The organism is Proteiniphilum acetatigenes DSM 18083 (assembly GCF_000380985.1).
Classification (GTDB): domain Bacteria; phylum Bacteroidota; class Bacteroidia; order Bacteroidales; family Dysgonomonadaceae; genus Proteiniphilum; species Proteiniphilum acetatigenes.
Genome location: NZ_KB905698.1, coordinates 36,190 through 53,521 on the forward strand (window position 1 = coordinate 36,190; position 17,332 = coordinate 53,521).

At 47.1% G+C, this 17,332-nt stretch carries 8 protein-coding genes; all 8 read right to left on the bottom strand.

Features of this window, described 5'->3' with window-relative positions:
• Positions 1 to 4: 4 nt before the first annotated feature.
• The 8 genes from F597_RS0111990 to F597_RS0112025 all read right to left on the bottom strand — a co-directional run bounded on the left by F597_RS0111990 (position 5) and on the right by F597_RS0112025 (position 17,332).
• Positions 5 to 772: a TIGR03915 family putative DNA repair protein gene (locus tag F597_RS0111990; protein WP_019539991.1), complete on the bottom strand. Its 768-nt coding sequence runs from the start codon at positions 770 to 772 to the stop codon at positions 5 to 7.
• Entirely contained in the window at positions 772 to 3,225 is a 2,454-nt protein-coding gene (locus F597_RS0111995; protein WP_019539992.1) for a glycoside hydrolase family 2 TIM barrel-domain containing protein, read from the bottom strand. Before F597_RS0111995 ends, F597_RS0111990 begins: the two co-directional genes overlap by 1 nt.
• An 87-nt stretch (positions 3,226 to 3,312) precedes the next feature.
• Positions 3,313 to 4,350: a glycoside hydrolase family 53 protein gene (locus F597_RS0112000; RefSeq protein ID WP_019539993.1), complete on the bottom strand. Its 1,038-nt coding sequence runs from the start codon at positions 4,348 to 4,350 to the stop codon at positions 3,313 to 3,315.
• 21 nt (positions 4,351 to 4,371) lie between these two features.
• Complete coding sequence (locus F597_RS0112005; RefSeq protein WP_019539994.1) at positions 4,372 to 6,078, bottom strand: DUF5114 domain-containing protein; 1,707 nt, start codon at positions 6,076 to 6,078, stop codon at positions 4,372 to 4,374.
• Positions 6,079 to 6,099: 21 nt separating this feature from the next.
• Positions 6,100 to 7,677 carry a RagB/SusD family nutrient uptake outer membrane protein gene (locus F597_RS0112010; protein ID WP_019539995.1) on the bottom strand — a complete coding sequence of 526 codons (1,578 nt, stop codon included), beginning with the start codon at positions 7,675 to 7,677 and terminating at the stop codon, positions 6,100 to 6,102.
• Between the two features lie 17 nt (positions 7,678 to 7,694).
• Positions 7,695 to 10,676, bottom strand: coding sequence for a SusC/RagA family TonB-linked outer membrane protein (locus tag F597_RS0112015; protein ID WP_019539996.1), 2,982 nt, complete (start codon positions 10,674 to 10,676; stop codon positions 7,695 to 7,697).
• A gap of 51 nt (positions 10,677 to 10,727) precedes the next feature.
• Positions 10,728 to 13,283, bottom strand: coding sequence for a glycoside hydrolase 5 family protein (locus F597_RS0112020; protein WP_026327396.1), 2,556 nt, complete (start codon positions 13,281 to 13,283; stop codon positions 10,728 to 10,730).
• A 116-nt stretch (positions 13,284 to 13,399) separates the two neighbouring features.
• Positions 13,400 to 17,332 carry a hybrid sensor histidine kinase/response regulator transcription factor gene (locus tag F597_RS0112025; RefSeq protein ID WP_019539998.1) on the bottom strand — a complete coding sequence of 1,311 codons (3,933 nt, stop codon included), beginning with the start codon at positions 17,330 to 17,332 and terminating at the stop codon, positions 13,400 to 13,402.

Consider the following 17,332-nt stretch of genomic DNA (forward strand, 5'->3'; position numbering starts at 1 on the left):
AGAATTACTGGATCTCCGGAAGGTATTTCCAGTAACGTTTTGGCATGTGCTGCCGTTGCAGTTTAAGATTGATACGCTCCTTAATTGTGATACTCTGAAAATATTCTTTCCACATTTTTTGAAAAAAAGCCTCTTCGTCAGAGAGCTTCTCATTGTCGAGTTTGCCTGATTTTAGTTCCACAAGGTCTTTTTGAGAGAAGGTTATCTCCTGCACTGTATGCGTATCATAGTATAGGCCTGTATTTCGCACGGTATCGTAAATAATCCAGGGTTGGCCGGCATAGCGCGATTTAAAATGCGGCACGATCAATGAAAGCACATTATAACGTGGAGAAACAGGGGCAAACCAGATGCCGTCGGCCGTCTCCTGAAAACGTACGAACTGGATCAGTTTCCGGGCATCGGTACCCACCTTCTGTGCTATATCCTTGATACGAAGTACATCATCATCTCCGAAATTCATTTCAATCCCCTGAGGATGATCGATATTTTTACGGATATACCGGAATAACAACATCGCTGTCTCCGGTAGTTCCGATAACCAAACGCTCAGCAACATATTTTGTGCGAATTTCGATATTTTTTTCTCCAGTCCTTTCCAGACCCGCTTCGATTTCTCTTTTTCGGTATCTACATAGTACTGCTCATCTATAAACAGAGGCTTCTGGTCGGATTCGGAGAGGATCAGATCGGGAAATTTCTTCTGCTCATACGCGAAAAACACGCACGAAAGCAATCCGTCGAAAGTATTATCGTATGTAAAAACAATCATTATTCCACCCTTATAGAGATTTTTGACGATTGAACTCCTTTTGCCTTTGCTTCCAGGGTAAGCGTTCCACCAGTTTTTCCAGCCTGCACAATGGTGGTGAGTTGCCCGTTGAAAAGCGGCATCTGTGGAAGATGGAACATGTCCAGACATGTGGGGTTTCCATTGGCAGAAGCACGGTACTCCCCAGCTCCGGTTACCGTGAAACGGATCACGCGGTCGTCCAGCGGACATAAATTACCCTCTTTATCTACTACACGCACATTCACGTAAGCCAGGTCTTTTCCGTCAGCCGATAATATATGCCGGTCGGGGATCAGCTCAATTCTATGGGGTTCACCTGCTGTACGAACCATTTTCTCCTCTGTTTTATTTCCGTTTTCATCGTAAGCAACGACCTTCACTTCCCCTGGTTCATAACACACATCCATCCACATCAGACGATATCTTTCCGTTAAGGAATTATTATTTTTTGTACGCTTTCCCTGGCTTTTCCCATTAATAAAAAGTTCGGCGGAGGGATAACTCGTATACACAAACACCGGGGTTACTTCTCCTTCGCGTCCTTTCCAGTTCCAGTGCGGGAGAATATGTAGCGTAGCTTCGTCCCTGTTCCAGATACTTTTGTACAGGTAATAGCGGTCTTTAGGAATACTTGCAAGGTCTATAATTCCAAACATGGAGCTGTGATTAGGCCATGCATCGGTGTCATAGGGCGAAGGCTCTCCCAGGTAATCAAAACCTGTCCAGACAAATTGCCCCAGTGTCCAGTGATAATCGTCGGCCAGCGCAAAATCTTCATCGGGGATATTCGACCAAAAGCAATATTCGAGATCATAGGAAGAGGACTGGTGATCGTCATAAAGCGCATCGGCTTTTTTCTCCACGGGGAACTTGTATACGCCACGGGAACTGACGGTGGAAGCGGTTTCAGAACCCAACACCAGATTTTGCGGAAGTCTTTCATATGCCTCCACATAACGGTGGGTTCGATAATTGAATCCGGGAATTTCAACCACCGCTGCAAACCCGTTGTCCAGCACACAACTGACCTGGTCCATCCCGGAAGTGACGGGACGGGTAGGATCTTCCCGGTGGCAAATATCCTGGAGGAAACGAGCCACCTTATAACCGTCGCTGCTGCATTGTGTCGGTACTTCATTACCGATACTCCACATGACTACGGAAGGGTTATTCCGGAAATGGCGCAACATATTCACCATATCTTTTTCCGCCCATTCGTCGAAGAACCGGTGGTAACCATTTTTGCATTTGGCAACATCCCATTCGTCAAAATTCTCCACGATCATCATAAAACCCATTTCATCGCAAAGTTTGACCAATTCCGGCGCAGGCATATTATGGGAAGTTCGTATAGCATCGCATCCCATCTCTTTGAGGAGTGTCAGCTGGCGACGTAGAGCAGCTTCATTGATAGCCGCGCCCAAAGGGCCGAGGTCATGGTGGTTGCAAACTCCCTGAAATTTCCGCTGCTCACCGTTCAGGAAAAATCCCTTGTCGGCGATAAACCGGATATCCCGGATACCGAAACGGGTCGTATATTCGTCACTCTTTGTATCGTCAACAAATAGGGTGGACATAGCCGTATAGAGGTAAGGCGTTTCGGGCGACCATAACCTGGGATTCTCCACGATAAAGTTCTGCTCAAACGGGCGTCCGTGGTCGAGTTGCTGTGTATTATCCTTCGTTGCCACCACCTTGTTATCCATATCCCTGATCTCCGTAACAATCCGTATGTTTGCATGATCGCCCGCTATTTCCGTCCGCAGGCGTACAGAGGCATATTCTTCTGACACGAAAGGCGTCGTGATATACGTTCCCCAGACAGGGATATGAGCCTTATTGGTTTGTATCACATGCACATTGCGGTAAAGTCCGGCCCCCGGATACCAACGAGAAGACTCCGGTTTATTCTCAAGCCGTACGGCAAGCAGGTTATTCTTACCGTCGACATGCAGCACTTCAGTGACATCGCAATGGAAAGCATTATACCCGTAAGGCCAGAAGCAGACCTCTTTCCCGTTTACATATACCCTTGCTTCGCTCATCGCACCGTCGAACTTCAGGGTAACGATTTGTTTTTCGGACTGGAAGTTTTCCACATCAAAAAAAGTACGGTACCAGCCAGTTCCCATATAGGGAAGGCCACCCGTGCGGCCGGTCTTTACCGTCGGCACCCTCTCCCCGTTCTGTATAATAGCTACTTCCTGAAGATCATGCTTCCGGTCGAATGGTCCGTAGATTGCCCAATCGTGAGGGATCCTTACCTCCTCCCAGTTTTTGTCATTAAAATCGTCGCTTATCGCTTGGGGGAAATCTCCTTTACTGAATCTCCAGTTCTTTTCCAACAGGAATTCGGTACGTTGTTGAGCATAAAGAGAAACTGTCAGAAAAAAGAAAATGATAAAAAATACAGACAATACGGCTCGTTTCATACGATTATTTTATTTTCTATATTTCGGTATATGGAACCTTTGATGACTGAAATAATCATGTCAGTCTCATACAATAATAATTTCAATTCAAAGCTTGAATGCGTCCAATGCTACGGTAGGGCGTCCGTTTTCATCGAAAGCGCCGAGGGTATATCCCTTCCAACCTCCGTACGACTGGGGTTCCCAGTAGAAGACACCTAAACAGCGATCATCTTCTATGGCTTTCGCCTTGGTGATCAGGTCTGCCAGGAAATCATGGCAGACCTCCGCCTCATCCCATGGCATACCGACTTCGCAGATCATCACTTCCGAGTCGTAACGGCTGATCATATCCCGTATGTTGGCAATACAATCAGCGTTCGTCTGTTGCCACGAGTCCGCTGCAGGATAGAGTGACATGCCGATCACATCCCATTTTCCGCCGTTATTCTTCAGTCCGTCGAATAGCCAGCGATAAAGGTCGTTATCATGCCCCCCATGCAAATGTACAATAACTTTCGCATCGGGAAACACCTCTTTTACGGCATCGTATCCGGCATTATTCAAGTCAGCATAATTTTCCATATTTACGGAAGCTTTTCCCTCTTCCCAAAGCATCCCGTTACCTGTCTCATTGCCTACCTGAATCCATTCGGGAGTGATATCATGCGCTTTCAGTTCGTTGAGTATCTCTCTTGTATGGTCGCCCACAGCTTCCTGCAACTCGTCCATATCCATATCCGTCCAGGCAGCAGGTTTTGTCTGCTGTCCGGGATCCGCCCACGTATCGCTGTAATGAAAATCTATCATCAGGCGCATGCCGAGGTTATTCGCACGGAACGCTTTTACCAGCAGGTCGCTCTTGTTGCACCATCCATCGACGGGATCGACCCATACCCGTAACCGGATAGAATTCATACCCAATTCACGGAGTAAAGCCATACATTCTTTTTCACGATCATTACCGTCATAAAATTTAATACTGCTTCGTTCCATTTCGGTGAGCCAACTGACATCCGCCCCCTTGGCAAATCCACTCATATCGTATAGAGGAGGCTCCGGATATACCGGCTTATCGTCGCTGCTGCAGGCGGTAAGGGCGATCAACGCCCATACCGTACCCAGGAATATATTTTTTATGTTCATCTCTGTTCTATTTTAATATGGTTACTGGATGGCGTATGTCCGGTTGACAAGGTCTACCGTAATAGTGTAAGTCCCTGCCGACCAGCTGTTACTGTCGGGAATATCGTTACCACCATACTGTAATTTCCCGTCGCTGCCGCCAAAGAGAATATCCCAGTTATTCCGGATAAGGTAAATTTTAAATCCGTAGGTCGAAGCGCCGCTCACGGTAATACTTCCGGAATAGACACCCGGGACGGAGGTCGCCGCAAGTGTCTGATCGAACTCCCATTTATCGTCCAATCCGTTCACATATACATGGTCGCCTGCCTCAGTCAGTGCATAGGCGAGGTTTTTCAACGACAGGTCGAAGAAATAAACACCCGGTACAGGAGCGGCAATATTGTTCTGGCCCTGGAATTCCAGCGTTCCGGAATAGGCATCGCCTCCGGCTTGCGTGTACACGTCACCCCAATTGTCTTTCTCTATTCCAACCTGGTATCCCCATAGTGAATGTACATTCAGCACGCCGGCATAAGCCAGATTGTCCTCATCATAAAGATACAACTTATTATCGAAATTCCAGCTTCCTCCTGTGATACCGTCATCTATACCGATCATATAAACCTCCTGGCTGACGGGATCAGGCTCTTCCGAACCGCTCGTCACTTCACACGTCCAGTTTTTCGGATCGCTCAGGTCCAGGATCAACGTACATTCCCCTGCTGCGGGGATCTGTACGGAAACAGCACCTGCCACTCCGGCCAATACAAGTTTCCCGTTTTCCTGTGCAAAAGCGATGGTCACTTTATCGGTAGCGGGAGCGCTGTCACCTGTCTCGTAATTATACTCATCTCCCTGTCCGCTCAACCGGATCGTTGCCGTACCGGCAGAAGCGGCATTGAAAACATAGTACCATCTCGTATTGGGGCGATCAAACGTCATCTCGCCGGTGATATCCCCACTCACCTCCAATACCGGCAGATAAATAGCCGACCAGCGTTTACGCACAGTATTGACCTCTGTATAATAACAGCCGCCCGGCTCGGGATACCAGAAGTTCCAGCTACCTTCTTCGGAAGAAGCCAGGAAAGTAGACCCGTCTGCCGCAAGATTTCCCCATACCTTTCCGTCACCCTCTTCCATAAAGAAGTTGTACCACGAAGTAGCGCCGATAAATCCAGCATATACCCCATTCGCATCTGGAGAAGCCAGTGTAAGACCTGTTTGTTTTTTGTCCTTATCCAATATAAACCCGATCGTCATATCGATCAGATAGGGCGTGATATTGACTTTCTTTATTTCGCTGTATACCGATTCGATGTTGGGGGCTATGCTTCCGCGCAGACGGAAGTAGACAGGAGTCGCCACATCGGGCGTAAGTCCCAGGTTCTTGGCGATGGCATTCAACTCTGCACCGGTATAAGCTTTCGATTCGCCGGTACCTTCGGTTTCAATCACGTCCGACGAAAAATCTTCCTTCGTCGATAGCTGCAGGTATGCCGTAAACAGATCGGGAGCTCCCATATTCGGGTTACTCACTACCAGCGTACTGTTTTTCCATGCGGCGGAGAGCACGATCTTCGAAGCATTTTCCTTACTTAGAAGGATATCCGTTTCGGTAAGAACAAACTGGCTCTCTTCCAGCCCCGAAAGATATATTTTATCTCCGTCTTCTTCGCAGGCGATCAAAAGCAGAAGCAGTAGAACGACGGCCGGATATTTTTTCAGTACATGTAATATATTCATAATCTGATAAATGATTTTAGATTAGTAATTATCGTTACGCAGGTTCGGATTGGCAGTCAGGTCTGTGGTGGGGATGGGGTAAATATTGTATTTTCCATCTACTGCTCTTCCCTCTTTCACTCCCCCTTTCCACTGCCATAAGTAATCGGCCGTGGTAAACCTGCCATAGCGTATCAGATCGGTCCGACGCGTACATTCCCAATAGAGCTCACGCGCACGCTCATCAAGAAAGAAATCAACCGTCAGATCATTGGCGGTCAGCTTCCCATAGGTTTCATAATCATTGCCGAAAGCACGTTGCCGCAACCCGTTCACATAAGCCAATGCTTCTGTAACAGTGGCTCCCGTACCGCCGCGGATGACAGCTTCGGCGAGCATCAGATAGACATCCGCCAGACGAAATACCGGAAAGTCCGTATTCACTCCGCCGTCCACTGTGTTAGACGCCATTTCACCTTCATCAGTCAGGTTTGTCCATTTGTCCACAAAATAACCGTTGCTTTGGTTATCTATTATATCGAGATATTGGGTTTGCCCTTCGGTAAAGAAAAGGGCCCTGCCATCTTTCTCGTCAAACAACGCCGGTATTTCGCCGCGTACGCGGAACATTCCCCATCCGCTGGTCACCCCGTAATCCGCAGGTTTCTGATAATCGGACGTGTTGCTTACCGCTCCACAAATAATATAGGTGGTAGCGCCCCAGGAGACAGTATGCGTTGCATCCACCGGAAAAGAAAATATAATTTCGTTCGTCCGTTTATGATTGTCGGCGTTAAACAGTTTCTTGTATTCCGGTTCAAGAGTATACCCCTGTTGTATAACCCTCTTACAGTAGTCAATACAGTCAATATATCGTTCCGTTCCCGTATATATGTTCGCATTCAGGTACATTTTAGCCAACAGGGCATAAGCCGCCGCTTTCGATGCCCGTCCGTACTCGCATTCTTCTTTGTCGGGCAGGTTACCATCGATAGCCTGCAATTCCGATTCAATAAATTCAAATACTGCTTTCGCCTCATAGCGTGGTGGGATAAACGTTCCTACCGGATCATTCTCGGTAACAAACGGAATATTGCGGAAAAGATCGAGCGCATGATAATACGCCAGCGCACGGAGAAAACGTGCCTCGGCACGATAACCGCGAATATCGGCTTGTTCGCTTTCAGTGAAACGGGCTATTTGCTCGTCACCTGCATTACGAAGAAATTCATTGCAAAGGGCGATGTTATAAAATATACGATAGTACATATCAGCTACCCACGGATCGTTAGCGTCCCATGACAAAAAAGTCAGGTCACCCACTTTATCGCCTTCCAACCAGGTAGATGCCAGTTCGTCGGTTCCGCATTCCTGCAGATTGAAGAAGCTACGCATATAATCCTGCCCGTTATTGCTGGACAGGTCGGAGTTTCCTCCCCCTTTTTCTTGTCCGTTGATCACAAAAGCAACATAGAGTTTACCCAATACAGCCTTATAATTGGACGCGTCCTTGTATACATCCGAACTGGTAGTTTCAATGTTCGGATATTGGTCAAGATCGTCCAGACAGCCTGTCAATAAAAATAAACTAGAGAATAGTATATATATGATCTTTTTCATTGTAATATTTTTTAACGTTAAAATTCAAGACCGACATTCAGTGAGAAAGTCCGCGGCCGCGGATAAAATGACAAATCCATACCGTTCGGCACTTCGGGATCTACACCATCATATCCGGTTATGCAGAATACATTCTGCACCATAGCGCTCACATTAAGGGCACACCATTTGTTCACACGTCCGAAATTATACCCCAGTGTGATATTGTCCATCTTCAGGAAAGAAGCATTTCTCACATAGTAATCCGACAGGTACTGGCGGTTATTGAATCCGGTTTCCAGGTAACTTGCCGACAGGTTATTGATCTGAAAAGAATTATAGCTTACCGTACTCCATGCTCCTGTATTCATTGCCATCCCGTTGTATACATAATTACCCACGTTGGCACGGAAACTCATACCGAGTGTCCATCTGTCATACCGGAGCGATGTACTGAGCCCGAAAATAAAATCGGGAGCCGGCGATTTGTAACGGTATAAATCATTGGAATTGATCACTCCGTTGCCGTCGAGATCGGCATACGCACCTTCGATGGGTTTTCCCGTTTCTTCGTCGTATAATTGGTGATACACATAAAACATATAGGGTTCATAACCTTCGGAAAGCACCTGAAACTGGTAGCTGTCGATCGTCGGACCTACCAGCGTATTCATCGTGGCACTCCCTTCCACCAGCGACAGATTTTTCACCTTCATCTTCTGCCAGGTCATATTGTAACTTACATCCCATGTAAGATCCCTGGTATTTACCAGTGTGGCGTTCAATGTGAATTCAACTCCGCGGCTGTCGACATTTCCCACATTGGTAAGAATATTTTTGTCGAAATTGCTTCCTGCAGGCGAAGGTACGGTTGCCAGCAGGTCTTTGGTCTGACGGGTATAATAATCGAGACTTCCGGTAATACGGTCTTTCAGGAATCCGAAATCGAATCCCGTATTCCAGGACGAAGTGGTTTCCCATTTCAGGTTCTGCACATAGGCTTCGGGACGATAGGTATGCAGCCACTGGTCGCCGAATTGTACTTCCGCTCCTTCCTGACTATAGGTATATACCGGCAGGTAATTGTAGTTCCCGATACCTTCCTGTTGTCCCGTCACTCCGTAGCTTGCCCGTAATTTCAGGGTACTGATCAGAGGATTGTCCCTTAGGAAGGCCTCTTCACTTATACGCCACGCCAGCGCTACGGAAGGGAAAGTACCCCAGCGGTGATCCCTGTGGAAGCGTGAGGTTCCGTCACGGCGGACCGTTGCCGTAAGCATATAGCGATTATCGAATGTATAGTTCAGACGGGCATAATAGGAAATAAGTGCATGGCGTTGATCGCCGGCTGCCGACGTAGTCTGCACCTCTCCTATCGTATTCAACTCGCTGTATGGTGCTGTAATGCTCTTCCAGAACTGGTAATCATAACCCATCGTCGCATCGATACTGCTCTTTACGGAAGTAAGGTACTTATTGTAATTCAGGTAAGCCGTAAGCAATCGGTTTGTATTTTTTTGAGGCCCATACCCGTAGTCACGCCCTTTTGTGGTATAATATTGCGCCGCTTCGGACGGCACATAGATCTCACCCTTGCCTTCGGCATGGTCATATCCCAGGGTGGTATGGAGTTTCAACTCGGGCAGGAAGTGCATCTTGTAATCGATATCGGCATTACCGATAAAGCGGCTCACCCTACTCGCGGAATAGTACTGTTCAACCAGTCCCAATGGGTTACGCACACCGCCATTCACAGGGTTACCACTGTTATCGATCGCTTCATCATATCCGCCGAAATTACTGTTCCCTGAATAGACCGGCAGTGTGGGATTAAATGTGGAAGCAGCCCAGATGGCTTCGTTATTCGTAAAACGGTTATTGTTCACAGCACCTTTTCCATTGAGTGTAACCCTGAGATGATCAGCGAAGAAAGAGGGTGAGAATGAAAAGCTACCGGTAAAACGCTCGGCATTGTCACTCTTCATCAATCCGTTCTGGTTGTAATATCCAAACGCTACTCTCACCGGCCATTGCGAAGCGATACGCCCGGCGATGCTCAGGTTATTATCGGTACCGGATGCCGCACGGAAGATCTGATCATTCCAATCGGTCGAGGTTGTGCCAAGTAGCGCTTTCTGTTCAACTGTTCCCCTCCCATTGATGATATCGGCGAACTGATCACGGCTCAGCATATCCGCCATCTTTGTACGTGTCTGCACCGAATTGGTAGTGTTGAACGTTACCCGCAGACGGTCATCCGTCCCTCTTTTCGTGGTGATGATGATCACCCCGTTGGATGCACGTGAACCGTAGATTGCAGTGGAAGAGGCATCTTTCAGTATGGTCATGCTTTCGATATCCGAAGGATTAATCAGGCTCAGGAAATTCCCGGAGTTACCGCTGATTCCCCCGTTCTCCAGGGGTACTCCGTCGAGGACTATCAACGGGTCGTTACTGGCGTTGAGTGATGCACCTCCACGGATACGGATGGTGCTTCCGGAGGTGGGCGATCCGCTGTTCGACATGATCTGCACACCGGAGACCTTACCATTGATCAGTTGTTCGGGCGATCCGATCAATCCTACGTTAAAATCTTTGCTGCTTACGTTGCTGACCGATCCGGTCAGGTCGCTTTTACGCTGCGTACCGTAGCCGATGACAACAAGATTATCCAATGTATAAGACTCCGGTTGCAATTGAATATTCACCGGTCCTGCGTCAACTACCGGCACGACCTGTGTCTCATAGCCGATAAAGGAGACCTGTATTTCGGTTTTTCCGGCAGGAAGCGTCAGGCTATACTCGCCGTTTATACCGGCGGTTGTTCCGATGGTAGTCCCCGTCACCAGGATTGTTGCCCCGACCAAAGGTTCATTATTCTCATCGGTAATAACCCCTGTAATCCGTCGTCCGCCTTCCTGCTGTGCGAGCAGGGGGGAAGTACTTCCGGGAAGGATCAGGTACAGTATGGCTATAGCGAATACTGTAATAATAGGGTGAAGTGATCTTCGTTCATTCATAATTACGTTACATTTTTATGGTATAATGATATTTTAATAGTGGATATTGCGTTATTCGAGCCATACATCGGCGATCTCAATAACAGCCTGCTCATTCTTCCGGCCATCGAACGCGATCTCCAGTTGTTCAATATCCTCAGGCCGGAAAGGGATAGGCACGACGGGGTCGAAATATTTTTTCAGGAATACCGGATAAGGATGCGGCAACAATGCCGTGGCTGTCTGTTGCAGATCCGACAGGGGAATGCGGTATAAGGATTTACCCTTTACGGCAATTTTGGCAGCATAGGTGTAACCGGCATTTGTAACGAAACCGATGCTGACGCTGTCGGGGCCATTCTGTAGCGTCAGGCAAAGGGTCTTACTATCTCTCAGGCGCTTTGTCCGCAACCCGATCTCCTCCTTTATATAGCTCCGGAGAAAGAAACGGGGATCCTCATCATCCGATTCGAATACAAAACGTTGCATTGGTCTACTCTCCGGACAGGTATCGATCAGCTCCCTTTGTACACGGCTCCATTCGGGCATGGTATACGTCTCTATCCGGTTGTACTCATGCGTCGCACTATAAAGGTGTATCGCACTTGTTTCGTCAACGATCCTGGTTTCCCAATATATCGGAGAGGCATAGTCCCAATCGAGCGGATTCCCGGATATTCCTGCAGGAAAAGTGGTAGGCTTGCCGTCCCGTGAAACAATGATAGTATACCTGAACTTACCCTGTGTGACAACTTCTGCGGGGATGGTAGCCCGGTAAGTATAGCCGTGTACCCTTTCCATGGGATAACGGGGATTGTTATCGCTCCAGAATGAGATACGGTCGGTATATATCCATACCGAGTCGGGAAATGCCGGCCCGGCGATCTGTGCTTCGATCACCAGGGGTTTACCGCTTTCGCTCACCGCTGCGGACTGATGCGATACACTGTATGTTTGCGCGCGGGGTTGCGGTGCCACATATTCACCTAACCGGATAGTGTTCCACGGGGTATCGGCATCCCACTGTACCGGGGAGACATACCCTTTGCGTTGCAGGATATACACACCCGGGCCGAGAGCAGGAATAACACCGCCCACAGCCTGGGTGCTGTACCTGTTTCCTTCATTGATCCCCCTGATTTCAAAATCATCCTGCAATGCAGGCAGGCGGAGCGTCATATCCCAACTGTTCCATGCAATGGTCACCACGTCCTTGCGAAGTGATGGCTTGGCGAACGGATCGCTTACCACCACGGCATCGGGCATTACCTCGAGTCGCCACACACCCTCTTCCAACCGGTCGATAAAATAAGCGCCTGTTCCTTCGTACTGTACGATGGGCGAATTGCCGTATCCGGCTATCGATTCCAATGCAATGGCATCAACAGGCGGGATGGCGGTATGGTTGGAATAAAAGTATTTCTCTTTCGTATTCATCATACTCAGATCCTGTGTATAGCTTACTGTAAAATCCGCGAAGAGTGTATCGGCAGGGTACACACCGTAGGATTGTCCGCGTGGAACGGAATAAGTCACTTCGGCGGCAATTTTCATGCTGACGGCTTTCTGCGGGGTATAAGCCAGGTTAAGGAAATGCGTCTGATACTCGGTATTGGCCCATGCCATATCCATCGGATCATAGGCGAACTGTGTGATCCATTGGAACCCGGCTGTGCGGAATGTCCGGGCCATAGCAGGATGCATATAGGAATACATGATATCGGCCGGATCATATTCGTATACCAACCGGGTTTTGTTCTCAAATCCTTTTATATGACTGAAGGGGATATGAAAATCATCGACATACGGCAGGAAGTTCCCTTTCCGGGTATATCCCGACACCAGTCCGATGGGATACCACTGGTAAGTGGTTCCCTGTATGCCGGTGGCATAATAGGCTTCCACCTGCTCCATATTATGACTCACGTTGTAAAACACGGGTTTACGATTTCCCGCTTTACGCAGGGCAGCAAGCATGCGGTGGATGTAATCACGGGTTTGTTGTTGTGTACCTGTATGGCAGGGCTCGTTATTGATCTCAAAGCCGACTACCGAAGGGTCGTCCTTGTATGCCTTTCCGGTATACGGATTGACATGCATGGCCAGGGAAGCGATATAGCGTTCCTGTGCACGGATGGCTTCGGGATTAGCATGGATCTCACACTTATCATACGCATACGAAAAACCTCCGGTCGGTTGGTTCCTTTCCGGGTATCCGTTGCCGAAATTGGTCATGGCCGTAAGTACAATATGGATATCCCGCTCCTTGAGTTTATAGATCAGCCAGTCCAACAAGTCGAGATGATCGTTCTCTATCAGGTTCCCTTCGATATCGGATATCTCCACATCCCAGATATGGATACGGTAAGCATTGAATCCCAGCCGGGCAAAATGATAGACATCCCTGTCGATCGCCGCTTTACGGTCAATATCTAGGTATCCCATTGCCCGGTAGGCATGGGCAAACGGAAGGGTGTAGTTTACTCCGAAAAAAGAGGCTTCCCCGCGGGTATCTTCCCAGCGCATCACACCGTTTTTGTCGATGTATATAGCCGGTATTTCTTTTGCTTGCGTTGCAGGAAAAAAAATCAGGAAACAGAAAATAAGGGTCAAAATTCGTCTTTGCATACGTATTGCCTTTTAGTAACAATGATGCAGCAAAGATAGGCATGTGTAAAGGAGATTAAAAGCACATCCCGGACATAAATGGATAGATTTCGGACATGACCCTTTATCCTGTCCGGTCAGTTGTCAGCGTGTTCTTCCATAAACTGCCGCGGCGTCCTTCTGAACTCCGCCTGGAAGCATTTCGAGAAATAAGAGTGGTTGGAATATCCCACCATATACATCACTTCCGCCACCGTGAATTTTTTCTGACGGAGCAGCATGGCCGCTTTTTTCATCCTGATGGATTTGATATATTCCACAGGTGACATGCCGGTGAGTTGTTTCGTTTTGCGATAGATCTGTTTATTGTTTATCCCTGACAGCTCACTGAGTGCATTTACATTCAGCTCCGAATCGGAAACATGGTCTTCGATAATCCGCGTGAGTTTCGACAGGAATTTTTCGTCATACGATACCGCTTCGATGGCCCTGGGCTCCGAAATAATTTCCATACGCGCTTTGGCTTCCATCTGCTGTTTACGGAGAAGTAGTTGCTCCACCCGCGAAAGTAGTATCTCCGGCTCGAAAGGCTTTCCTATAAAAGCGTCGATATGGAGATGAATGCTTTCGAGCTCGGTTTCCTTATCGTTTTTGGCGGTGAGCAGGATAATCGGAATGGTCGATGTGGGAATATGTTTCTTGATCCGCTGACACATTTCCAGGCCGTTCATTACAGGCATCATCACATCCGCAATAATGAGATCAGGTTGGAATTCGAAACAAAGTTCTACCCCTGCCTTACCATTCTCGGCCACTTTACAACGGTACCGGGGTTGTAATGTTTCACAGATAAATCCGGTAATATCAGCATTATCGTCCACTACAAGGATCAACGGTTTATCTCCTGAAATAATCTGATCCTCTTCCTTATGAAGTACCTCTGGCAATGTTTGCCGGAACGGTAACGGAAGGATTAACGTGATTGATGTACCCCGGCCTTCCTCCGAAACCACACGGATCTTTCCTCCGTGTAACTCGGTATAACTCTTTACCAGATAAAGCCCGATACCGGTACCTTCTCTCTTTCCCAATGTATTGGAAGACTGGAAAAAGCGTTGGAATATGTATGGAAGATCTTTTTCGGGAATCCCTATTCCGTTATCGGATACTGTAATTTCCAATTCTCCAGTAGTATCAGAAGCATGTATCGAGAGATTTATTTCACCCCCTTCGGAAGTATACTTGAAAGCGTTTGACAACAAATTCCCGAGGATCGACTCGAATTTAAGCACATCAATATCCAGATAAAGTTCCGGGAGATTACTTTCGAAAAGAAGAGCGATTTGTTTCTCTTTGATTATCTCCTCCTCATACACGCCCAAAAGACTTCTGGCAAAAGAGATAAACTCTACTTTCGAGAGGATCAGGACAGATCCGGCGTTATCGTCTATCCGGTTAAAATCCAGTACCTGGTGTATCAGCGAGTTCAGTTTCCGGGCATTACGCTGCACTATCTCCAGTTGCTTCTTCTCCGACGGGTTCTTCACTTCGAGGAGCAGTTTGCTGACCGGAGCGACAATCATACTCAAAGGTGTTTTAAAGTCGTGGGATATATGTGTGAAGAAATCTATCTTCGACTGTGACTGTTCCAGTATTTTCTCTTTCTCAAGACGTTCAAATTTCAGGCGGTTTCTTACCCTGAAAAAATTGATTATCCAGAAAATAAAGGTCAGCGTCAAAAGTATATAAACCGCTTTAGCCCATGCCGTATAGTACCAGGGAGGATTGATCCGGATATCGATTGTATAAGGTTGATCCGACGGTTTTCCATACGGGTCAGGTTCACTGATCAAAAGCTGATAGCTCCCATATTTCAGGTTATGATAAGTGATCCTGTTGGTATTTTGTTTCAACAGATTCCAATCCTGATCTATCGACGTCAACTTATACATAAATTTGGTTTTTTCTTCCAGCGAATAGGACAAGTCGGATATTTCGAATGAAAGGTTATTCTGTGTATGACCGAATATAAATTTCCGGGCATAACGGATACCCTCCTCACTGATTCCGTCTTCAGGGGTTACCAGACGATTATTGACATACAGGGCTGTAATCGTTACCGGACGTTCCACCCTGTGCATTCTGGCAATTTCGGGAGAGGTAATCACCAATCCGTCAACACCACCCATATAGATTAACCGGTCCCCGGGGTTATAATACAAACTTGTAAAAGCCTTATCCATGACATGGAAGCGTCGCACATCCATCGTCTCTTTTTGGATAATCCACGAACCGTCAGTGGTAGATACCCATATATCCTGTTCCACTTCGATCATTGATAATATTTCATTTTGTCCGAAACTTTCCAGTAAAACGATATCCGGTTTTACACTCCCCGGCATAAAACGCATCGCTCCACGACGAAATCCGGCCCAGATAACACCCTCACCATCACACAGGATATAATTCAGGCTCTCACTGTCCGGGATATCGTCGATCGGGATACGGGTAATTTCACGAGTCCGGATATTGATTTTTGTCATTCCTTTGTTGTAGAGTAACATCCAGATATTTCCTTCGTGATCGGGAATCAGTTGGTTGACAAACATGCCCGGCAAACCATTGTCCGTAGAATAGTGATAGTCGGCGACATAGCTCCCCTCAGGGGCTTTCATCAATCTTTCCTTATCAACGATAAACACCCCGCCAAGAAAACTGGCGATCCACAGATAGCCGTCATTATCCTCAAACAAATAATAGGCCCAGTTGCAATTATACATTCCGGTACTGTCTACTATATTATAATGGATAAATTGTTCCGTCGTATAATCGTATCGATTAATACTTCCGTCCGTAGCAATCCAGAGGTTACGGTCTTTATCCTCATAAATATTCCGCACACGATTATGAGACAGCGGGGCGCTTCTGTTTCCCATTTTATACCAGATTGCCCGGGTATCTTGTCCGGAAACAGACCGGGAACGGATCAACCCGTTAGTACCTCCGAACCAGTAATATCCGTGGGAATCTTTAAAAAGCGAATAAAAGTGATTACCCTCTCCCGTACCGGTGATCTGTGAAATCGGCACATACCGGAAACCATTATTGAAACGGGAGAGCGAAATACCGTAATCTGTCCCTAACCAACTATTTTTTTCCTTATCAGTAAAAATGGTCCATACGATATTATTGGATAACGAAGAACTGTTACGGGAATCGTGGACCACATGCTGCAACTCTCCTTCCGCCTGATAGATATAAAGTCCGTTATCCGTTCCTGCCAATAAATTCTGTTGTTGATCCAACGCCAATGTTTTGACCGAATTTTCATGGAAGAACGTTAATTGCTCCACTTTCTTCGATGCAGGATCATACCTGAACAGATTCCCTTCCGTACCGATCCAGATACAACTCCTTACGGTATCTTCCAACAATGAGTTTACGAACAGATTACTTTTATTGACGGCACCGGGAAGAGGAATGGATTCGAAAGTATCCTTTTCCGGCAGATAACAGGATAATCCGTCGTAGGTTCCGATGTATATACGATCGTCCGTCGAATGGATAAGAGAGTAAATCGTTTCATGCGTTAAGCCTTTGTGTGTAGTTCTATCGATCCTCTCCAACCGTTCCGATTCGAAATCATAGGTATACAATCCGTTAAGCGTCCCGATCCATAACACCTTATCACGGCATACCATTGTACGGATATCCGTAGGGAAGGCGATGCCAGGATCTTCATATCTGTCGGTATGATAGTTATAGACCAGTAATCCGTTATCCGATCCCAGATACAAATAGTTTTCCCCAATGGTTATACCACAATAGATCCGGCTATTGCTCCGCTCCCCGTAAGAAAAATGAGGTTGTACTGAATACCCGTCGTAACTGAACAACCCTTTATCCGTACCTATCCACATCATTCCCTGCCGGTCCTGAATAAAACTGTTCACGACAGACGCCTCGGGCCCTAAATGGATATTCTCGAAAATCTGATAATTGATGTTCTGACCGAAAGCCGGCACATAGAAACATATCGTAAGAAAAAGATATATAGATCGTAGTAACAT